Raw genomic sequence first — 20,592 nt, 5'->3', positions numbered from 1 at the left:
GCCCCCCTCTGCCTGCTTCAGCTAGGCTTGCGCGCAGTGCCGGTCAGCGCGAACAGCTCCGGCATTTCAGAAAGATACTTGTCGAGCGCCTCAGTCACGAGGACTTGCGCACTGCGGTTGAGAACCACGCCGGCCATCTTGAGGCGGAAATGCCGTTCCGCATCGAGGCGCAGCGTGAAAGCGGCGCGACGGCCCTCCGGCATGGTCCTCGCCGGCGGTTCGCTGCGATGGATGCGATGAGCCAGCTGCTCGATCTGGCGCAGCACATCGGGCACCTCATGGACGCTGCCCGATTCGTCATGGTTACGGGCCGGAGCCTGTTCGGAATGCGCGAGCGTCGGACGGTTGGCAGTCAGGCGCGATGCCGGCCTCGGCGCGGATGCCGCACCAGTGCCGCCGCCGTGGCCTTGGCCAAAGTCGTTCCAGCCCAGGTCGTCCATCTTGTGCGGGTCGATCGGGATCCCGCCAGCGGTGAACTTCGACGTATCCTGCGGACGCATCGCCGGCCGAGCACCGCCCTTGCGGGCGAGAAGCCTCGGCGAGAGCGAGGCGAAATCGCGTGGCTCGCTCATGCCTTCTCCCCCCTCAGGAACCGGCTACGCGGCGACCGAAGCCGCCAACGGGACGATGATTGCCCTGAACCATCGGCGCGCCCATCGGGGCTGAGAAGACGGTGCGGCGGAAATTCTTTTCGAGACGGTCCGCGACGTAGTTCCACAAGGCCGTGACTTCCTGCGAGGAACGCCCGTTGGGATCGACTTCCATCACGGTGCGCCCATCGATCATCGAGGCGGCAAAATCCGTGCGCTGGTGCAGCGTGACCGGTGCGACCGTGCCATGCTGCGACAGGGCGACGGCGGCCTCTGCGGTGATGCGCGCCTTGGGCGTTGCCGCGTTGACCACGAAAATCAGCGGCTTGCCCGACCGTTCGCACAAGTCGACCGTGGCGCCCACGGCGCGCAGGTCATGCGGACTGGGACGGGTCGGAACGACGATAAGTTCGGCAACCGAGATCACGCTCTGGATCGCCATGGTGATGGCAGGCGGCGTGTCGATCACGGCCAGCTTGAAGCCCTGCTGGCGCAGGACCTGAAGGTCGCTCGCAAGGCGGGCGACCGTCGTTTGCGCGAAGGCCGGGAATTCGGCTTCACGTTCGTTCCACCAATCGGCCAAAGATCCCTGAGGGTCGATGTCGATCAGGACGACCGGGCCAGCGCCGGCGCGTTGGGCCTGAACTGCAAGATGCCCCGAAAGCGTGGTCTTGCCGGAACCGCCCTTTTGCGATGCCAAAGCCAGTACTCGCAAATCAAAGTCCCCCGAGAAGTTGCGATACGCAGTAAAAGTCTCGAGAGGTGGGATCGCAGATCGGTCCTAATTTCCGGTTAATCAATGCCGGATGGCTACCGGGATCCGATTTCGCGTCGTCATGCGGTTTTTCCGGCCTTGGAAAGATCCCCTTCACCATTCCCGTTTAGGAAACCGGCCAGTGCAAATCGGCGCTGCCCGGATCCGGGGACTGGTACCCGCACCGTAGTTTCGCTTACCATTGCGGAACCTGGCGGCAATCAACGAGTAATTTTCGCTGTGAAGAAATTTCTCCGATTTTTCCGCAATCTGGGCCTTTGCGCGACTCTGTTCACGCTCATGGCCGCGCCAGCTCTGGCCGACGTCAAAGCAGGAGTCGACGCGTGGAGCGCGGGCGACTACGCTGCTGCCGTGAGGGAGTGGAAACCGTTGGCAGCCGCCGGTGATCCGGACGCGCAGTTCAACCTCGCCCAGGCTTACAAGATGGGCCGGGGCGTGCCGGAGGACATTGCCAAGGCCAAGGATCTTTACGGCAAGGCCGCCGCCCAGGGCCACATACAGGCCTCCGACATCTACGGACTGCTGCTGTTTCAGGACGGTGAACAGGCCAAGGCCATGCCTTACCTCGAATCCTCCGCCGCGCGCGGGGATCCGCGGGCGCAGTACATCATCGGCGTTGCGCACTTCAATGGAGACTATGTCGCCAAGGACTGGGTTCGCGCCTATGCCCTCGTCAGCCTTGCCCAGCAGGCCGGCCTGCAACAGGCAACCAATGCCCTCAAGCAGATGGACGAGCACATTGCGCTGGAGGACCGCCAGAAGAGCGTTGCCCTCGCCTCGCGCATCGCCGCCGACGCGCAGGCCACGCGAGAGCGGGAGAGCGCGACTGCCCAGCTGGGTAACGGCACCCTGCCCACCTCCACCAGTGGTGGCAACGTACGCCCCCCGCAGATCGTCGCCGCCGAGAATGCCGTAGCCGAAGCGGTGCGCGCGACCGGCAGCGCCAGCCCGGCGACCGCCGGGGCCGACTACACGCGCAAGAGCGTTCCGGCGCCCGCCATGCCATCCGCATCAGGCACGAATGCAAAGGTCCTTGCGAACCCGGCTCCGGCCAGGCCCGTGGAGACCGCAAGGCCCGCCCCGGCACATGCACCTGCAACCGGCGGCCCCTGGCGGGTCCAGCTTGGCGCATTCGGCGTGGCCGGCAATGCCGACAAGCTCTGGTCCAGGGTCGGCAGGCGCCCCGAACTCGCCGGACGCGCAAAGATGCTCGTGCCCGAAGGAAGGCTCACCAAATTGCAGGCCGGCGGTTTCGCATCCAAGAGCGAGGCCGACGCGGCCTGCTCAAGACTGTCGGCGGGCGGATTCGCCTGCCTCCCCGTGAGAAATTGATCGACGCGGCGTTCGCCTCGCAGTCGCCCAGGGCGATCGCAGGCAGCGCCGAGCGTCTGGTCACGCTGGATCTCATCCGCGGCGTTGCCGTGCTGGGCATCCTTGCCATCAACATCGCGGGCTTCGCCGGCCCGAGCATCAATTCGATCACGCCCAGTCTGCCGCATCAGGCCGGCCTTGCCGACGAAGCGGCCTGGGCTTTCGGATTCATCTTCTTCGAAGGCAAGATGCGTGCGCTTTTCGCGATCCTGTTCGGGGCCAGCCTCTCGCTCTTCTGCGAGAGGATCGAGGCAATCGGCGGCAACGGCGAACTGCTGCAGGTCCGCCGCCTGTCCTGGCTCATGCTCTTCGGAACGCTGCATTATCTGCTGCTGTGGTGGGGAGACATCCTGTTCGTCTATGCCACCTGCGGCATCGTCGCCCTGCTCTCCCGCCAGCTTTCGACCCGGCTGATACTCGGCCTCGCGCTCGCCATCCTCGCGACCACGCACATCTGGGAAATCATGGCCGCCCTGCCCGTCGTCCACGCCGAGGAAGCGGTTCGCCTGGGCACGGCGACAATCGCTCAGCAACAGGCGGTGCTGGCCCGGCTCGACCTGTACTGGGACGAAAGCGCGCGAGAGCTGGCGCTCTATACATCCTCCTATCTCGACATCGTGATCGCCAAGCTGCGGGACGACCCGTTCTGGCTCTTCACCATGGCCAGCAGTACTTATGGAGAGATCCTGCCGCTGATGATGCTGGGCATGGCCATGCACCGGCACGGCTTCTTCGCTGGCGACTGGCCGGCGCACCGCATGAAAGCCGTCGCCATTTGCTGCACGACCTCAGGACTGGCCCTCACCCTGGCCGCGCTGGTCTGGGCCTGGCCGCGCCATTTCCCGCCCATCGCCATGTACATGCTGATATCGCACGGTCTTGTCGTACCGCATGTGCTGTGCGCCATCGGCTACGGTGCGATTCTCGCGCTTGCCACGCCGGCATTGGCGCGATCGCGAATCGGACAGCGCCTGATCGCCGCGGGCCGCATGGCCTTCAGCAATTACATTTGCACAAGCGTAGTGATGACCGCGATCTTCTATGGTTGGGGTCTCGACCTGTTCGGCCGGGTCGGCCCGGCCGAACAATGGCTGTTCGTGGTGCTGGGCTGGACGCTCATGCTGGCCTGGAGCGAACCGTGGCTTCACCATTGCCGCCAGGGACCGCTGGAATGGCTCTGGCGCTCGCTTGTCATGCGCAAACTTCTGGAAAACCGTCGCAATTCCGCGATTTCAAAATGATATTGCGATCCATTCTCATTTGCGTATGATGACGGGCAAGAGGATTCGCCCATGTATGTCTGCATCTGCAATGCTATCAAGGAAACCGACCTGAGGGCGGCCGCGCGCTGCTGTCAGGGCAATGCCGAAACGCTCTACGCAGCCCTTGGCCGCACCCCGCAATGCCGCCAGTGCCTCGAGGAAGCGGAAGAGATCATCGCCGACGAACTGTGCGGAGACCGGTCGGCGGCCATGACCGCCCATTGATCCACGCCATTGATTTTGCGCCAGTCGGCCTTGTCAGGCCAACCCCCGGCGCCCATATTCGCGGCTCGTTTGAAAAGGAGCACGCGCGATGAAGGGCGACCCACAAGTCATTGATTTCCTGAACAAGGCTCTTTTCAACGAGCTGACCGCCATCAACCAGTACTGGCTCCACTACCGGATGCTGGACAACTGGGGCATCAAGAAGCTCGCCGCTTACGAACGCCACGAATCGATCGACGAAATGAAGCACGCGGACGTGCTGGCCGATCGCATCCTGTTCCTTGACGGCCTTCCCAATTTCCAGGCGCTGGGCAAGTTGCGCGTCGGTGAAAACGTCGAGGAGATCCTCAAGGCCGATCTCGCGCTCGAACACGATGCCATTCCACTCCTCAAGGAAGCGATCGCCCACTGCGAAGCCGTGCGCGACTACGTCAGCCGCGAGGTCTTCGAGCGCATCCTCGAGAGCGAGGAAGAGCACGTGGACTGGCTGGAGAAGCAGTTCGACATGATCGAGCGCATGGGCATCCAGAACTACTGCCAGCTGCAGAGCGAGCCCGCAGGAGAATCGTGAGGCCAAGGCGGTGTCCTTGCACTTCATCTCGGGCCTGGGCCTTTCCATACCGCTAATACAGGCACCGATGGCGGGCACCTCCACGCCCGCCCTCGCCGCGGCCGTGTGCAATGCCGGGGCGCTCGGTTCCATCGCGGTGGGCACGCTGACGCCCGAAGCCGCAGCGCAAGACATCGCCCGGCTTCGCGCCGCGACAGACCGTCCCTTCAACGTCAATCTCTTCGTCCATGCGCCATGCAAGGCCGATCCGCCGCGCGAGGCTGCGTGGCTGGAAAGCCTCGCTCCGGCTTTTGCCGAATTCGATGCCGAGCCGCCCGCACAGCTCGAGACGATCTACCCGACGCTTATCGGCAATGCCGAAATGCTGGGCACACTTGTCGATTTGGCCCCGCCGGTGGTGAGCTTTCATTTCGGCCTGCCCGAAGCCGAGGCGATTGCAGCGCTCAAGGCTGCGGGATGCCTGCTGCTCGCCACCGCTACCTCGCTCGACGAAGCTCGGCGTGCCAAAGATGCCGGGATCGACGCGGTGGTTGCGCAAGGCTGGGAAGCGGGCGGCCATCGCGGCGTGTTCGATCCCGATGCGCCAGATGACCGCCTCGGCACCCTGGCCCTGACCCGCCTGCTGGCCGCGCAGTCCGGACTGCCGGTCATCGCCGCGGGAGGGATCATGGACGGCGCCGGCATTCGCGCCGCGCTCGATCTGGGAGCGGTGGCCGCACAGCTCGGTACTGCCTTCGTCGCCTGCCCGGAAAGCAATGCGGATGCCGCCTACCGCGCCGCGCTTGCCAGCGAAAGCGCGCGCCACACGACGATGACTGCGGCGATTTCCGGCCGTCCGGCCCGCTGCCTTGCCAATCGCTTCACCGCATTGGCCGCAAGCGAAGCTCTGCCACCGGTCGCGCCCTATCCCCGCGCCTATCATGCGGGCAAGGCGCTGAACGTCGCCGCCAAGGCTGCAGGCGAAGGCGGCTTTGGCGCGCAATGGGCGGGCCAGGGGGCGCCCCTTTCCCGCCCGATGCCCGCCGCCCAGCTGGTCGCCCAATTGGCCGCGGAGCTTGCGGCTACTCGCTAGCGGGCTTGGCGCCGGTCCGGTACTTGTCGAACCACGCAAGGATCGCGGAAGCCTTCGCTGCCGACTGCGAGGGCCGCGCGGCGATACCGCCGTGGCTTGCGCCCGGTACCTTCACCATCGCCGTCGGCACCCCGCGGATCTGCAGCGCGGCGTAGTATTGCTCGGATTCGCTGACCGGCGTGCGATAGTCGTCGCTGCCCACAACCACCAGGGTCGGGGTCTTCACGTTGCCGACGAGGCTGAGCGGCGAGCGCTTCCAGTATGCCATGGGATCTTCCCAGGGCTTCTTGTCGAACCAGTAGCGCGAGGTGAACGGCGTGGAGTCCATCGTCAGCGCCTCGCTGATCCAGTTGATCACCGGCTTTTGCGTGGCCGCGGCCTTGAACCGGTCGGTCTTGCCCACGATCCATGCCGTCAGCACGCCGCCGCCCGAACCACCGGTCACGAACAGGTTGTCCGGATCGGCCACCCCATCGGCGACCGCCGCGTCGACCGCCGCCATGAGGTCGTCGTAGTCCGTGCCCGGATAGGCGCGGTCGATGAGGTTGGCGAACTCTTCGCCATAGGACGTGCTGCCGCGCGGATTGGTGTAGAGCACGGCATAGCCATGCGCGGCGTAGAGCTGGTAATCGGTGGCGAAGACAGGCGCATAGGCGGTGTTCGGCCCGCCGTGAATTTCGAGAATCAGGGGCGCGCGCTGGCCGGGCTGCAGACCGGGAGGGGTTACCAGCCAGGCGTCGATCGGCCTGCCATCGGGTGCGGTCACGGCCAGCTTGCGGACCGGCGCCATCGCCTTGTCGGCCATCCAGGTCCCGTTGAGGTCGGTGAGCTTGCGTCCAGATCCGCCGTTCGACACCCACAGGTCCGCCGGATGGCTGGTGGTCCCGGCCGTATAGGCGATACGTCCGCCCTTCGAGACGCTGAAGCTGCCGCCGGTGTAGGGCCTGTCGTAATGCCCGCCGGGAGTCAGACCGGACACCACCGGCTTGATCGACCCGTCGAGACCGACGCGGGCGACCCGGGTCTGCGCCTCGTCGTCGTACTGGACGTAGAGGCTGTTGTTGCCTGCCCACTCCAGCGCGTCGATCGAACGGTCGAGCTTCGGTGTCAGCAGCCGCACGCCGCTGCCATCGGCATTCATGACGTAGAGATCGGAGTTTTCGTAGGATCGGTTGACGTCGTCGTAGCCGAGATAGGCGATGTGCTTTCCATCGGGAGAGACAAGCGCCCCGCCATCGGGGCCCTGCCGGGTCGTCAGCGCACGGATCGCGCCGCTTGCGATGTCGACGCTGTAGACTTCCGAGTTGTTTATGTCGCGTTCCCAGTCCTCGTGCCGGTTGGCGCTGAAGACGATGCGCCTTGCGTCGGCCGTCCAGGATAGCGGGCCGCCATCGTCGAATTTGCCGAAAGTCACCTGCCGCGGCGCGCCGCCGTCGGCCGGAACGACGAAGATATGGTCGAAGCCCGGTTCCAGATAGCCGGCACCGTCGAAGCGATAGGTTACGCGGTCGATCACCTGCAGCGGCTCGGCCCATTGCGCGCCTTCGGGACGGGTTTCGGGCTGCGAGCCCAGCTTCTCACCTTCGCCCGGAACACGCATGGTATAGGCGATCTGCCTGCCGTCCGGCGACCACGCCAGCGCGCCCGGGCTATCGGGCAGGTCGGTGACGTTGACGCTCGCGCCGCTGGCCAGCCACAGGACGTAAAGCTGCGGCGCGGAACTGCCGTCGCTCGAAACATAGGCGATACGCTTGCCATCGGGCGACCAGCGAGGGGACATATGCGCGCCCGGCCCGGCGACGAGCGGACGCTGCTCGCCCGTGGATACATCGACCAGCCACAGTGACGGTTCGACCTTGTCGGTCATGATGTCGGCGCTGCTGCGCACGTAGACGATCTTCGAACCGTCCGGCGAGATCTGCGGATCGGTAACGCCCTGAAGCTTGAACAGGTCATCGGGCGTGAAACTGCGCTGCGGCCCGGCGGCGGCAGAGGACGGCTGCGCTGCAACGGCGGGAGCCAGCGGGACGCTCGCCAGTGCCAGGGCGCTGACGGCGATTCGGAATTTCATGGTGGAAATCAAGAGAGCGACCTCGTGATGTGGGGGGATGAGCTGTTGTCTCGCCCGCTTCGGCGAAAAAATCCACCCCAGTCTTGCAGCTGCGAAGATCGGGGATGGAATTGCCGGATTTCATGATATTGCTCCGCCAATGGAGACAAAGCGCCCCTCAGCATACGGCCTTGAAGACTACGCGTTCATCGGCCTCGTCATTCTTGTCACTGTCGCCTTTGCCTGGTTGCTGGCCCCCTATTTCGGGGCGGTCCTGTGGGGCATCGTCGCCGCGATCCTGTTCGAGCCGATGACCCGCAAACTGGAAGTGAAGCTGGGCGGCAGGCCCAATACGGCGGCGGCGCTGGTGCTGCTTCTCCTGCTGGCAATCTTTATCCTGCCCGCCCTGTTCCTGGGCGCCAGCCTCGTGCAGGAGGCGACGTCGCTCTATGACCGGATCAGCAGTGGCCAGATCGACCTTGGCGCCATGCTGCAACGGCTCCGCACCGCCCTGCCCGACCAGATCGGCGACACGGTGGCACGTTACACATCCACCGATTTCGAGACGCTACGGCGCGAATTCGGCTCGGGCATCGCCAGCGGCCTGCAGGACATCGCCTCGCGCCTCCTCATCGTCGGCCAGGGGGCACTCAGCTTCATCGCCGCGCTGGGCGTGATGCTCTACCTCACCTTCTTCCTGCTGCGCGACGGCGAACGCTACGGCGAACTCGTGCGCACCGCGATCCCGCTGCGGCCGCACCTGCGCGATGCGCTGCTCGATCATTTCATGCTGGTCGTGCGCGCCACCATGAAGGGCACCGTTGTCGTGGCAGTGATGCAGGGTCTCGTCGGCGGCCTGATCTTCTCGGCCATCGGCATCGAAGGTGCGCTCCTGTGGGGCGTGCTGATGGGGTTCTTCTCGCTGCTGCCCGCCGTAGGCACCGGCATCGTGTGGGTTCCCGTCGCGGGCTACCTGTTGGCGACCGGCAACTATGTCGAAGGCGGCGTGATGATCTTCTGCGGCGTGTTCATCATCGGCATGATCGACAACCTGCTGCGCCCGATCCTCGTCGGCCGCGATACCCGCATGCCCGACTTCGTGGTCCTGATTGCCACCCTGTCCGGCCTCGAACTGTTCGGTCTCAACGGCTTCATCGTCGGCCCGGTCATTGCCGCACTGTTCATCGCTGTGTGGAACCTCGTTTCCGAGGCGAAGGGTGCAGGCAGCCTGACCAATATCAAGGGCACCGAAGCGGCCAGGCGCGCCCAGGCCGCGCAAGCCGAGGGCGAGGCGGACGCGGCCGCCGAATCGGAAGCAGAGGCGCACCCCGGCTAAGCCAGCCGAATGCGCCTGCCGCTCCCGCGGGCCTCGGTCAGTCTTTCTTGAAGGGGTTCTTCGGGCTGCGCAGCGTCATGCGGATCGGCACGGCCTCGAAACCGAGTTCACGCCGCAGGCCGTTGATCAGATAACGCCGATAGCTCTCGGGCAGCATGTCGAGACGCGTGCCGAACAGCACGAAGCCCGGCGGGCGCGTCTTGGCCTGGGTGATGTAGCGCAGCTTGATTCGCTTGCCGCCCGGCGCCGGGGGCGGATTCGCCGAAAGCGCATCGTCGAACCAGCGGTTGAGCGCGGCGGTCGGCACGCGGCGGCTCCAGGCCTCGCGGATAGAGAAGGCCGCAGCGATCATCTCGTCGAGGCCCTTGCCCGTGCGCGCAGAGACCGCGAGCAGCGGCACGCCGCGCACTTGCGCAAGACCGTCATCGAGCGCGGCGCGAATGCCATTGAACAGCTTCGAGGCGTCTTCGGCCACGTCCCACTTGTTGATCGCGATCATCAGCGCGCGGCCTTCCTCGAGGACTTTCGAGGCGATCTTGAGGTCCTGGTGCTCCAGCCCCTTGGTCGCATCGAGCAGGAGGACGACGACTTCGGCAAAGTCGATTGCGTGGCGCGCATCGGCCACCGCCATGCGTTCCAGCTTTTCGACCACGCGGGCCTTCTTGCGCATGCCTGCGGTGTCGATCAGGCGCACCTCGCGCGCGTCGCCGGTCTTGGGATCGGTCCAGAGCCAGTCGATCGCGATCGAATCGCGGGTGATCCCTGCCTCCGGCCCGGTCAGCAGCCGGTCTTCCCCCAGGAAGCGATTGATCAGCGTCGATTTGCCAGCGTTCGGGCGGCCGACGATGGCCAGCTTCAGCGGCGCCTTGAGCAGCGCCTCCTCATCGTATTCCTGGTCTTCTTCCTCGACCGGCTGCAGCGGTTCGAGGTGCGGCAACAGGACCTCGAACAGGTCGCCCATGCCTTCGCCATGCTCTGCCGAGATCGCCACCGGATCGCCTAGGCCGAGCGAGTAGGCCTCGAGCAAGCCGCCCTCGCCCGCGCGCCCTTCGGCCTTGTTGGCCAGCACGATGACCGGCACCGGAGAGGCCCGCAGCCAGTTTCCGATTTCCTCGTCCAGGGGTGTCAGTCCGGCGCGCGCGTCCACAACGAAGAGCGCAACGTCGGCAGTCGCCAGCGAAGCCTCGGTCTGCTTGCGCATGCGCCCGGGCAGGGTTTCCGCCTCGTCGTCTTCCCAACCGGCAGTATCGACGATCTGGAATTTCAGCCCGAGCAGTTCGGCATCGCCGAAGCGCCGGTCGCGCGTGACGCCGGGCTGATCGTCGACAAGCGCGAGCTTCTTGCCGACCAGACGGTTGAACAGGGTGGATTTGCCGACGTTGGGCCGGCCGATGATGATGACTTGCGGGAGCATGATGGCGACTCGCTTGGGGATTTCCGAAGGCTTTGGCAAGCACCCGGCAAACATCCGGCAAATTCTTGCCGGTCCGTTAACCCAATTTTGCAGGCAAACGATAACCGTGCCTAGGTGATCGTGCAGGCATGAAGGGTTACTGCACAGCAATCATTTTCGCTCTGAGCGCGGCCGTAATCTCTCCGGCCAGTGCCCGCAGCGCCATCGACGCGATCGTGTCCAACGACGATTCCGGCAGCGCGGGCAGCCGCCCTCTTTCATCGGGCTCGTCCGGCGCAGCGGGCAATTCCGACTACCTGGAATGCGTGCCCTTTGCGCGGCAACTTTCCGGCCTGCAGATCTATGGCGATGCCCATACCTGGTGGAAGCAAGCCAAGGGCCGCTACGCCCGGGGGTTCGAACCGCGCGTCGGCGCCGTCCTGGCGATCAAGCCGCATGGCAATTCCACGCTCGGCCATGTCGCAACCGTCACGCAGATCGTCGATTCCCGCACGATCCTGGTAAGCCACGCCAACTGGTCGGTCCCCGGCAAGATCGAGCGCAACGTCAGCGTGCTCGACGTCTCGCCGGAAAACGACTGGAGCGAAGTGCGCGTCTGGTACGGCCCGGCCCACAACCTGGGCGCATCGCACTGGCCGGTCGCGGGCTTCATCTACAACGCGCAGCCCGGATCGCTCCCGGACGCCGGATCGAGCCGCATTGCCTCACAGGCCGAATCGGCGGCGCCCCTGAGTGAGGGCAAGAAAAAGGGCCGCCACAGCGACCCCATCGGCGCCATCATCGCCGGAAACTACTGAGTTTACCCGAAAGGGGCCGGTCCTGTGCGGGATCGCGGGACCGGCCCCGAAACTCTGCCTAGCGAAGAGCGCCTACTTGGCGACCGGCGCGTCTTCGCCGAGATCCTCGTACCATGCTTCGACCGGGCCATTCAGCTTGATTGTCAGCGGATTGCCGCGACGGTCGAGCGTCCTGCCTGCCTGCACGCGCACCCAGCCTTCGGAAATGCAGTATTCCTCGACATTGTTGCGTACGGTGCCCTTGAAGCGGATGCCGATGCCGCGGCGCAGCTTTTCGGCATCGAAGAACTCGCTCTTCGGGTTGATGGCAATGTGATCGGGCGGCACGTCAGGGCCGGAATTGGTCTCTTCGGTCATGCTCCGCGCTTTAGTCGGCAATGGACGCTTGTCAATTCGCGCGGAGTTGTCTAGGGGCGCGCTTCCGCAACTGGAAGCGGGCGCGTAGCTCAGCGGTAGAGCACACCCTTCACACGGGTGGGGTCACAGGTTCAATCCCTGTCGCGCCCACCATCCATTGGATGGTTTCTCGGACAGATCCCGAAATTCCGCGATTGATCGCAATCAATGCGCCGCATGCACGAACCGGCGCATGGCTCCTTCATCGAAGGAGGGAATTGCCATGTTCAAGACAAACGTCGGTACGCTGGACCGATTGGGACGTATCGTTCTGGGAATCGTCCTCATTGCCCTCGTCTTCGTCGGACCGAAGACGCAGTGGGGCTGGATCGGCCTCGTCCCGTTGATGACAGGGCTGCTGCGCACCTGCCCGTTTTATTCACTGCTGGGAATTCGCACCTGCAAGGCTGAGTGACGCAGGCCATCTCGCGCTTGCGCCGGACTCGCCGAGACGGCATAGCCCGGCGCCATGCATGATATCCGCCTGATCCGTGACAACCCGGTCGCTTTCGACGCCGGTCTCGCCCGCCGCGGGGTTGAACCCGCTTCCGCCCAGATCCTCGCGCTCGACGAGCAGCGCCGCGCGGTCGCGACGCGCATGCAGGAAGGCCAGAACCGCCGCAACGAGGCGTCCAAGGCGATCGGCAAGGCGATGGGCCAGGGCGACAAGGAAACCGCCGAGGCGCTGAAGGCCGAAGTCGCGCAGCTCAAGGAATCCCTCCCCGCGCTCGAGGCGCAGGAGAAGGAACTGAGCGCCAGGCTGCAGGACGAACTGGCGCGCCTGCCCAACATCCCGGTCGAGGAGGTTCCCGATGGCGAGGACGAGACGCAGAACGTCGAAGTCGCGAAGTGGGGCACCCCGCGCGAATTCGCCTTCACGCCCAAGGAACACGCGGATCTCGGCCCGGCCCTCGGCCTCGACTTCGAGACCGGCGCCCTGCTATCGGGCGCGCGCTTCACGTTCCTGAAGGGCCAGATGGCGCGTCTGCACCGTGCCCTTGCCCAGTTCATGCTCGACACGCAGACCGCCGACAACGGCTACATGGAATGCAATGTTCCACTGCTGGTCAAGGACGACGCAGCCTTCGGCACCGGTCAGCTTCCCAAGTTCTCCGAGGACCTGTTCCAGACCACCGATGGACGCTGGCTGATCCCTACCGCCGAAGTCAGCCTGACGAACGCGGTGCGCGAACAGATCGTCGATGCCGAGGCCCTGCCCCTGCGCATGACCGCGCTGACCCCCTGCTTCCGTTCCGAGGCGGGGGCGGCGGGCCGCGACACGCGCGGCTTCATCCGCCAGCACCAGTTCGAGAAGGTCGAACTGGTCACCGTCTGCAAGCCGGAAGAGAGCGAGGCGGAGCACGAGCGCATGGTCGCGGCGGCCGAAGGCATCCTGCAGGCGCTGGAACTTCCCTATCGCAAGGTCCTGCTCTGCGCCGGCGACATGGGCGCCACCGCGCGCAAGACCTTCGACCTCGAAGTCTGGCTACCCGGGCAGAGCGCCTACCGCGAGATCAGCTCGATCTCCAACTGTGGCGACTTCCAGGCGCGGCGCATGAACGCGCGCTACAAGCCCGAAGGCTCCAAGAAGACCGAGTTCCTGCACACGCTGAACGGCTCGGGCCTTGCGGTCGGCCGCACTCTCGTGGCCGTACTGGAGAACTACCAGCAGGAAGACGGTTCGGTCGCGGTGCCAGAAAGGCTCAAGCCCTGGATGGGCGGGATCGAGAAGCTGGAACCGCTCGCCTGAACGACGCGCCGGCGGGCAATCGCCGGCAAACAGCCCGACAATCGGCTCCGCAGGCAATTCGGGGCCACGAAGGAATTTGATCGATGCGCATTCTTCTCACCAACGACGACGGCATCAACGCGCCGGGCCTCTACGTTCTCGAGAAGATCGCGGCGCAGCTCTCGGACGACATCTGGATCTGTGCGCCGAGCGAGGAGCAATCGGGCGCCGGTCACTCGTTGACGCTGACACGCCCGGTGCGCCTGCGCGAACACGCGCCGCGGCGCTTCTCGGTCTCGGGAACGCCGACCGATTCAGTGACGATGGCGCTGCGCAAGGTGCTGCCCGGCGCGCCCGACCTGATCCTGTCGGGCGTGAACCGCGGCGCGAACCTGGGCGATGACATCACCTATTCGGGTACGGTCTCGGCCGCCATGGAGGGCGCGCTGGCCGGCATCCCCTCGATCGCGCTGAGCCAGGTCTATTCCAAGGAAGGCGTGGGCAACAACGTCGACTTTTCCGCTGCCGAGGCATGGGGCGCCAAGGCGCTGCGGCCGCTGATCGACGCCCCCTTCGCACCGCGCACGCTGATCAACGTCAACTTTCCGGCGCTACCTGCAGACAAGGTTAACGGCGTCCGCGTCGTGAGGCAGGGATTCCATGACTACGCCCGCGGATCGGTTGTGGAAGGCATTGATCCTAGAGGTTTTCCTTATTTCTGGTTTGGTTTACACGGTATTGAGCATACCCCCGGTCACAACACCGACCTGGAAGCCATCGCGGAAGGATTTGTCTCGGTGACGCCATTGCAGCTCGACCTGACGCACGATGCGTCAATGTCCAACCTGATGGATCGCTACAAGGCATGAAGCCGCCTCTCCTGCTTGCCGCCGCAGCCGTGCTGCCGGGACTGGTGCTGACGCCCTCCCACGCTAGCGCCGCCAATGCCGCTCAGGAAACCGTCCATGTGGTGGAGCCGGGCGAAACCCTGAACGGGATCGCCAACCGGGCCGGCGTGGATCCAGCCGCCATTGTCCGGGCGAATAACCTGGAAGCGCCGTTCATCGTTCGCGCCGGTCAGGAACTGGAGATCCCGCGCGGCGGCGCAGGCGTCGGTGCAGGCACAGGCGTCAGCACAGGCAGCGGCACCTACGAGGTCACCTTCGGCGAAACCCTGTTCGGCATTGCCAATCGCACCGGCACATCTGCCAGCGCGATAGCCAGCGCCAACGGTCTCGAGCCGCCTTATGTGCTGCGTATCGGCCAGAAGCTGACCATTCCCGGCAAGTCGCAGGACGCCGCTGCCGTCAGGACCGCATCGCGGGTGATCCCCGCGCGCGGCGATACGGCCTCAGCAACCGCTCCCGAGGAAGAGACAGTCCATCTCGTCACTCCCGGGGAGACGCTCGGCGGGATAGCCCAGCGCGCCAAGGTCGCCCGTATCCTGATCGCCGAAGCCAATGGGCTGGAGCCGCCCTACGTGGTCAAGGTCGGCCAGAAACTGCAGATCCCGCGAACCCGGCGCCACACCGTGCAGGCGGGCGATACCGGCTTTGCGATTTCCTACAAGTACGCGGTTCCCTGGGACCAGATCGCCACCGCCAACGGCCTCGATCCGGACGCACCGGTCAAGCCGGGGCAGAACCTGCTGATCCCGACCCTGCTCAATCCGCAGAAAGGCGCGGTCCCGCAACCAGCCACACCGGCGACCGCGACCCCCGCCACGCCTGCAGCAAGCAAGTCGCGCTTCCTCTGGCCGGTCTCCGGGCCAATCCGGCGCGATTTCAGCAGCGGCGCAAACTACCACGACGGCCTCGACATCACGGCGGCCAAGGGCACCATGGTGCGGGCAGCGGCAGCGGGCACGGTGAAGTTCGCGGGCAAGGAGAAAGAGCAGTTCGGCAACCTCGTCGTGATCGACCACGGCGATGGCTGGTTCACCGCCTACGGCTTCCTCAGCCGCATCACGGTGAAGGACGGCGCCAGGGTCGCCGCGGGCGAGCGAATCGGCCTCGTGGGGGACACAGGTCTAGCCAAGGGAGACGAGCTGCACTTCGAAGTACGCCGCAACGGCAAGCCGGTAGACCCGCTGGACGAACTGCCCAAGTCACCCTAAGCCTCGGTTATGTCGAAGAAGCGGCCCAACCCGGCACTGTTCAAGCCGCTGCGTCGCGCTATCGGCGTCCCGGTCTGGGCCGATGTCGCCATTCGCCTCGGCCTTGCACTCGGGCTGATCTTCCTTGTCGTCATGGTCCACTGGCTGGACCGCGATGGCCTGAAGGATACGCACGACGGCACGGTCAGCTTCCTCGACGTCGTCTATTTCACGATGATCTCGATCACCACGACCGGCTTTGGCGACATTGCCCCGGTCAGCGACAAGTCGCGCCTGATCGAAGCGGTCATCGTCACGCCGATCCGCCTGGCAGTGATCTACATCTTCGTCGGCACGGCCTATAATTTCATCATCAAGCGCAGCTGGGAGACTTGGCGCATGAAGCGCATCCAGGAACGGCTCGAAGACCACATCGTTGTGCTCGGCTACGGCGTCAGCGGGTCCGAAGCAGTGCAGGAGCTGATCGCGCGCGGCACCGATCCCTCGTGCATCGTCGTGATCGACCCCAGTTCGGCAAGGCTGGCGCTGGCGGAAAGCGCGGGCTGCAACGTCATGGAGGGCGACGCCACCCGCGACGAGACGCTGGAGGCCGTGCGCATCGGCAAGGCCCGCTCGATCCTCGTGTCGGCAGGCCGCGACGATACCACGATCCTGATCATCCTGACCGCCCGCCACGTCGCCCCCAAGGTGCCGATCACGGCGGTGGTTCGCGCCGATGACAACGAGCTGCTTGCCCGCCAGGCAGGTGCCGACAACGTGATCAATCCGGTGCGCTTCACCGGCCTGCTGCTTGCCGGCTCGGCGGAAGGCCAGCATATCTCGGAATACCTGTCGGACCTTGCCTCGGTCACGGGCCGCGTCCAGCTTGTCGAACGCAAGGTCAAGCCTGACGAGATCGGCAAGCCGCTGGAAAAGATCGCGACCGGCAAGGGACTGCGGATCTACCGCGGATCGCGCGTGATCGGTTTCTGGGAGCCGGACGCCCACGTGCTGGAAGCGGACGACCTGATCGTCGAGATTTCCTACGCCAGTTGCGACCCGGCCTGAAGGCGCCGGATCAACCCAGCACCCAGAACACCAGGCCCATGGCAAGGTAGGCCACGAGCCAGAACGCGCAATCGATCACCCGGCGCATAGGCTCGGTACGATTGCGCAATTCGACCAGCCATACCGCGGGAATGACGAAGGCAATGGCGATCCCGCCGGTCTGCATGAAGTATAGCCAGGGTTTCGCCTGCAGCGTTTCAGCGCCGATGCGGGCAAAGTTGTGCCCGAACATCGCCGCGCTCACCAGCATCAGCACGCCGACGAGGATGTAGTTGCTGCGCGTCTCAGTCTTGGCGGGAATCAGTTGGCCGCTCTTGCGGGTAAAGGTGCCGAACCACGCAATGCTGATGCCAAGGGCCAGTGCCGCGGCGATCACCACCGCCACCCAGTTTACCGGACCCATGACGTAACTCCTTCCCGTTTACGGCCATATCCCATTGAAAAAGCCGTGTTAGAGCCAGTCTCGCAGCCTTCGGTAACGGGTGCAAGGGCGCGATTGCGCCGCATGTCAAAAGCCGCGCGTCATTCAATTCGTGACTCGACGGCTCAATCGGCGTATCGGGCGCGCCATCCCATGGCCATAGAACTCCCCTCCCCGCCGAAGGTCGGCATGGTCAGCCTTGGCTGCCCCAAGGCGCTTGTCGACTCCGAACGTATCCTCACCCGCCTGCGTGCAGACGGCTACACGATGAGCCCGGACTATGCCGGCGCCGACGTCGTGCTGGTCAATACCTGCGGCTTCCTCGATTCCGCTAAGGAAGAGAGCCTGGCAGCGATCGGTGAAGCCATTGCCGAGAACGGCCGTGTCATCGTGACAGGCTGCATGGGCAATGAAGCCGAGACGATCCGCGCCCGCTTCCCGGACGTGCTCGCCGTGACCGGTGCGCACCAGTACGAAGCCGTCGTCGAAGCCGTTCACGAAGCCGCGCCGCCGGATCTCAGCCCCTACCTCGACCTGATCCCGCAAGCTTACGACGAGGCCGGGGTCAAGCTGACGCCGCGCCACTACAGCTATCTGAAGATTTCGGAAGGCTGCAACCACGCTTGCGCGTTCTGCATCATCCCGCAATTGCGCGGAAAGCTCGCCAGTCGCCGCATCGATGCAGTGCTGCGTGAAGCGGAAAAGCTGGTGCAGGCCGGAACCCGCGAACTGCTGGTGATCAGCCAGGACACGTCGGCCTACGGCGTCGATGTGCGCCACGAGGAGCGTTCGTGGAAGGACCATGCAGTCCGGACCCACATGACCGACCTCGCCCGCGAACTGGGCCAGCTCAAGGACGCACAGGGCCGCGCGCCGTGGGTGCGCCTGCACTACGTCTATCCCTATCCGCATGTCGACGCGGTTATCCCGCTGATGGCGGAAGGGTTGCTGACGCCCTACCTCGACATTCCCTTCCAGCATGCAGCGCCTTCGGTGCTCAAGGCGATGAAGCGCCCGGCCAATGAAGCCAAGGTGCTCGAACGCCTGCGCTCCTGGCGTGAAATCTGCCCGGACATCGCGATCCGTTCCAGCTTCGTCGTCGGCTTCCCCGGCGAGACGGAAGCCGATTTCGAGTACCTGCTCGACTGGCTCGAGGAAGCCCAGCTCGACCGCGTCGGCGCCTTCCGTTTCGAACCGGTTGCAGGCGCTGCAGCCAACGACTTGCCCGGCGCCGTGCCCGAAGAGGTCAAGGAAGAGCGCTACGCCCGAATCATGGAAAAGACCGCGGCGATCAGCGCGGCCAAGCTTCAGTCCAAAATCGGTCGAATCCTGCCCGTCATCATCGACGAAATCGGTGAACCGGATGAAGATGGCGACATTGGCGCAACCGGACGCTCGCAGGCCGATGCCCCTGAAATCGACGGCAATGTCTTCCTTCGCAATGTGGGGAATGACCTTCAAGTTGGTGATATCGTTGACGTTCTTGTCGAAGACGCGGATGAGCACGACTTGTTCGGAGCACGCAGCGACAGCTGAGGCCTATCGTCAGCACGATACCTGTGTTGCAAAATGCGCAATACTAAGGAAGGTTTTCGCATTTGCGGCATGGCCCGATCACGAGCATATAGGGAGGGCCTTTCAGGCATCCTCTCCCAAAAAACTTCCAAGGGCTGGTCTTCGGACCGGCCCATTTTTTTTTGGCCGCTTTCCATGCGCTTGCGCCTCAGCGAGATCATGCGCCGAGAGTCATGGTTGCAAAATATGCAGCACCGGAAAATCTTTTCGCATTTGCGGCGAATCGGCTCCGACGGCATATGGAACAGGCCTTTCAGGCATCCTCTCCCAAAAAACTTTCATGGGCCGGTCTTCGGATCGGCCCTTTTTTTGTCCGATTCGGGCTTTTCCCGTGATTCGAGGCATCACGGCGGTATGAGGATGTGGTGAGCACCGAAAGCGACCCCCTCGACATCCTCATCGTCGGTGCCGGCATTTCCGGGATCGGCATGGCTGCACACCTGCGGCGCAACCTGCCCGGCAAGCGCATGGCCATCCTCGACAGGCGCAAGGATTTCGGCGGAACCTGGGACCTGTTCCGCTATCCCGGTGTACGCTCGGACAGCGACATGTACACGTTGGGTTTCGCTTTCGCGCCCTGGTCGGGAGATAGGTCGGTGGCGCGCGGGGAGGAAATCCTGTCCTATCTGGGCAAAGTGGCAGCCCAGCACGACCTCAACCGCCACATGCATTTCTCGCACCAAGTCACCCACGCCGACTGGGACAGCGACCACGCGCTCTGGCGTGTGCACGCTAAGACGGGCCAGGGCTCCGCCGATTTCATGACGCGGTTCCTGATCCTCGGCTCAGGGTACTACGACTACGACATGCCTCACGATCCGCAGATCGATGGCCTGAAGGACTTTGCAGGACCGGTGCTGCATCCGCAATTCTGGCCGCAAGGCTTCGATCCTGCAGGAAAGCGCATTGCCGTGATCGGTTCGGGCGCGACTGCGGTAACGCTGGTTCCCGCCCTTGCCGATGCCGGCGCCCGCGTGACGATGGTCCAGCGCACGCCAAGCTGGTTCCTCGCCCAGCCTGCCCGCGACCTGTTTGCGAACGCCGCCGAAAAAGTCCTGCCGCGCCGCTGGGCTTACGGCCTTACCCGGCTGCGCAACAATGCCCTGCAGTACTGGTTCTTCAACAAGTCGCGCCGCGAACCCGAGCAGGTGGGCGCTTGGCTCAAGCAACGCATCCGCGATCAACTCGGCGGACACTATGATGAAAGGGCCTTTTCCCCGCCCTATGGCCCCTGGATGCAGCGCATGTGCTTCATGCCTGACGGGGATTTCTTCAAGGCGATCCGCGAAGGCCACGCCGCTCTCGCCACTGGCGCTATCCGGCGCGTCGTGGGCGATGCCATAGAGCTGGAAGGCGGGGAACGGGTCGAAGCCGATGCCATTGTCACGGCAACCGGCCTGCGACTGGCTACCCTGGGCAAGATCGCGGTTGCCCTCGACGGCAAACCCGTGAACTTCGGAGAGCATTGGTACTATCGCAATTGCATGTTTTCGAACGTGCCCAATCTTGCCGCCGTTTTCGGTTATCTCAATGCGTCATGGACCAACAGGGTCGACATGGTGGGCGAATGGCTCTGCCGGCTCCTTGGCCAGATGGATGCCTGGAGAGCCGACACGGCCGTGCCGTTCCTGCCTGCAAACCATGACCTCGAAGCGGACGATCCGTTGGCCGGCTATTCCTCAGGCTATCTCCAGCGAGGCCGCCACCTTGTTCCTATGAGCGCAAAGTCCGGCCCGTGGCGGCTCAGCCACGACCTCATGCGCGACCGCCGCGAATTGCGGGAATTGCCGATCGATGACGGGCACTTGCAGTTCAGTCGCGCAGGTCGGCAATTATAGCTCGCCC

At 64.5% G+C, this 20,592-nt stretch carries 20 protein-coding genes and 1 tRNA gene; 15 read left to right on the top strand and 6 right to left on the bottom strand.

Annotated features, from left to right (window positions below; translation table 11 throughout):
• Positions 1-17: 17 nt before the first annotated feature.
• Positions 18-572, bottom strand: a complete 555-nt coding sequence (locus PP1Y_RS15455; RefSeq protein ID WP_013833062.1) for a hypothetical protein — start codon at positions 570-572, stop codon at positions 18-20.
• Positions 573-585: 13 nt separating this feature from the next.
• Positions 586-1,305 carry a ParA family protein gene (locus PP1Y_RS15450; RefSeq protein WP_013833061.1) on the bottom strand — a complete coding sequence of 240 codons (720 nt, stop codon included), beginning with the start codon at positions 1,303-1,305 and terminating at the stop codon, positions 586-588.
• A gap of 279 nt (positions 1,306-1,584) precedes the next feature.
• On the opposite strand from PP1Y_RS15450, the gene PP1Y_RS15445 reads away from it, so the two are divergent.
• The 5 genes from PP1Y_RS15445 to PP1Y_RS15425 all read left to right on the top strand — a co-directional run bounded on the left by PP1Y_RS15445 (position 1,585) and on the right by PP1Y_RS15425 (position 5,866).
• Positions 1,585-2,697, top strand: coding sequence for an SPOR domain-containing protein (locus PP1Y_RS15445; RefSeq protein WP_041558907.1), 1,113 nt, complete (start codon positions 1,585-1,587; stop codon positions 2,695-2,697).
• Positions 2,694-3,977, top strand: a complete 1,284-nt coding sequence (locus PP1Y_RS15440; protein WP_013833059.1) for a DUF418 domain-containing protein — start codon at positions 2,694-2,696, stop codon at positions 3,975-3,977. Before PP1Y_RS15445 ends, PP1Y_RS15440 begins: the two co-directional genes overlap by 4 nt.
• 51 nt (positions 3,978-4,028) lie before the next feature.
• Positions 4,029-4,223: a bacterioferritin-associated ferredoxin gene (locus PP1Y_RS15435; RefSeq protein ID WP_007011633.1), complete on the top strand. Its 195-nt coding sequence runs from the start codon at positions 4,029-4,031 to the stop codon at positions 4,221-4,223.
• A gap of 88 nt (positions 4,224-4,311) precedes the next feature.
• Positions 4,312-4,794 (top strand): bacterioferritin, encoded by a 483-nt coding sequence (gene bfr, locus PP1Y_RS15430; RefSeq protein ID WP_007011634.1) that lies wholly within the window; start codon positions 4,312-4,314, stop codon positions 4,792-4,794.
• Between the two features lie 16 nt (positions 4,795-4,810).
• Positions 4,811-5,866 (top strand): nitronate monooxygenase family protein, encoded by a 1,056-nt coding sequence (locus PP1Y_RS15425; RefSeq protein WP_041558906.1) that lies wholly within the window; start codon positions 4,811-4,813, stop codon positions 5,864-5,866.
• Here PP1Y_RS15425 and PP1Y_RS15420 read toward each other — a convergent pair.
• Positions 5,856-7,937, bottom strand: coding sequence for a S9 family peptidase (locus tag PP1Y_RS15420; protein ID WP_013833057.1), 2,082 nt, complete (start codon positions 7,935-7,937; stop codon positions 5,856-5,858). The genes PP1Y_RS15425 and PP1Y_RS15420 overlap by 11 nt on opposite strands.
• A gap of 139 nt (positions 7,938-8,076) precedes the next feature.
• Here PP1Y_RS15420 and PP1Y_RS15415 point away from each other — a divergent pair, with 139 nt between their 5' ends.
• A complete protein-coding gene (locus PP1Y_RS15415) occupies positions 8,077-9,252 on the top strand; it encodes an AI-2E family transporter (RefSeq protein WP_013833056.1) in 1,176 nt (391 codons plus the stop codon).
• A gap of 37 nt (positions 9,253-9,289) precedes the next feature.
• Here PP1Y_RS15415 and der read toward each other — a convergent pair whose 3' ends face one another.
• Complete coding sequence (der, locus tag PP1Y_RS15410) at positions 9,290-10,666, bottom strand: ribosome biogenesis GTPase Der (RefSeq protein WP_013833055.1); 1,377 nt, start codon at positions 10,664-10,666, stop codon at positions 9,290-9,292.
• Positions 10,667-10,794: 128 nt separating this feature from the next.
• Between der and PP1Y_RS15405 the strand changes: the two genes are divergently transcribed.
• Positions 10,795-11,463 carry a CHAP domain-containing protein gene (locus PP1Y_RS15405; RefSeq protein ID WP_013833054.1) on the top strand — a complete coding sequence of 223 codons (669 nt, stop codon included), beginning with the start codon at positions 10,795-10,797 and terminating at the stop codon, positions 11,461-11,463.
• Between the two features lie 72 nt (positions 11,464-11,535).
• On the opposite strand, the gene PP1Y_RS15400 is transcribed toward PP1Y_RS15405, so the two are convergent.
• The gene (locus PP1Y_RS15400) at positions 11,536-11,820 is read right to left on the bottom strand and encodes a DUF3297 family protein (protein ID WP_013833053.1); all 285 of its coding nucleotides are present in this window, start codon (positions 11,818-11,820) and stop codon (positions 11,536-11,538) included.
• Positions 11,821-11,898: 78 nt separating this feature from the next.
• Between PP1Y_RS15400 and PP1Y_RS15395 the strand changes: the two genes are divergently transcribed.
• The 6 genes from PP1Y_RS15395 to PP1Y_RS15370 all read left to right on the top strand — a co-directional run bounded on the left by PP1Y_RS15395 (position 11,899) and on the right by PP1Y_RS15370 (position 16,751).
• Positions 11,899-11,973, top strand: a tRNA-Val gene (locus PP1Y_RS15395).
• Positions 11,974-12,082: 109 nt separating this feature from the next.
• On the top strand, positions 12,083-12,274 hold the full coding sequence (locus tag PP1Y_RS15390; protein ID WP_013833052.1) for a DUF2892 domain-containing protein: 192 nt from the start codon (positions 12,083-12,085) through the stop codon (positions 12,272-12,274).
• Between the two features lie 54 nt (positions 12,275-12,328).
• Positions 12,329-13,609 (top strand): serine--tRNA ligase, encoded by a 1,281-nt coding sequence (serS, locus tag PP1Y_RS15385; RefSeq protein ID WP_013833051.1) that lies wholly within the window; start codon positions 12,329-12,331, stop codon positions 13,607-13,609.
• Between the two features lie 83 nt (positions 13,610-13,692).
• Entirely contained in the window at positions 13,693-14,457 is a 765-nt protein-coding gene (surE, locus tag PP1Y_RS15380; protein WP_013833050.1) for a 5'/3'-nucleotidase SurE, read from the top strand.
• Positions 14,454-15,704 carry a LysM peptidoglycan-binding domain-containing protein gene (locus PP1Y_RS15375; protein ID WP_013833049.1) on the top strand — a complete coding sequence of 417 codons (1,251 nt, stop codon included), beginning with the start codon at positions 14,454-14,456 and terminating at the stop codon, positions 15,702-15,704. The genes surE and PP1Y_RS15375 overlap by 4 nt, the downstream gene beginning before the upstream one ends.
• Positions 15,705-15,713: 9 nt before the next feature.
• Positions 15,714-16,751 carry a TrkA family potassium uptake protein gene (locus PP1Y_RS15370; protein ID WP_007011707.1) on the top strand — a complete coding sequence of 346 codons (1,038 nt, stop codon included), beginning with the start codon at positions 15,714-15,716 and terminating at the stop codon, positions 16,749-16,751.
• A 10-nt stretch (positions 16,752-16,761) separates the two neighbouring features.
• Here PP1Y_RS15370 and PP1Y_RS15365 read toward each other — a convergent pair whose 3' ends face one another.
• On the bottom strand, positions 16,762-17,154 hold the full coding sequence (locus tag PP1Y_RS15365) for a DUF1761 domain-containing protein (protein WP_013833048.1): 393 nt from the start codon (positions 17,152-17,154) through the stop codon (positions 16,762-16,764).
• A gap of 171 nt (positions 17,155-17,325) precedes the next feature.
• Between PP1Y_RS15365 and rimO the strand changes: the two genes are divergently transcribed.
• The gene (gene rimO / locus PP1Y_RS15360) at positions 17,326-18,708 is read left to right on the top strand and encodes a 30S ribosomal protein S12 methylthiotransferase RimO (protein ID WP_007011709.1); all 1,383 of its coding nucleotides are present in this window, start codon (positions 17,326-17,328) and stop codon (positions 18,706-18,708) included.
• Between the two features lie 404 nt (positions 18,709-19,112).
• Positions 19,113-20,585: an NAD(P)/FAD-dependent oxidoreductase gene (locus PP1Y_RS15355; protein ID WP_013833047.1), complete on the top strand. Its 1,473-nt coding sequence runs from the start codon at positions 19,113-19,115 to the stop codon at positions 20,583-20,585.
• The last annotated feature ends 7 nt before the right edge of the window (positions 20,586-20,592 follow it).

The organism is Novosphingobium sp. PP1Y (assembly GCF_000253255.1).
Classification (GTDB): domain Bacteria; phylum Pseudomonadota; class Alphaproteobacteria; order Sphingomonadales; family Sphingomonadaceae; genus Novosphingobium.
The sequence above is the reverse complement of the archived record's forward strand: the minus strand, read 5'-3'. Positions and strand labels throughout refer to the sequence as shown.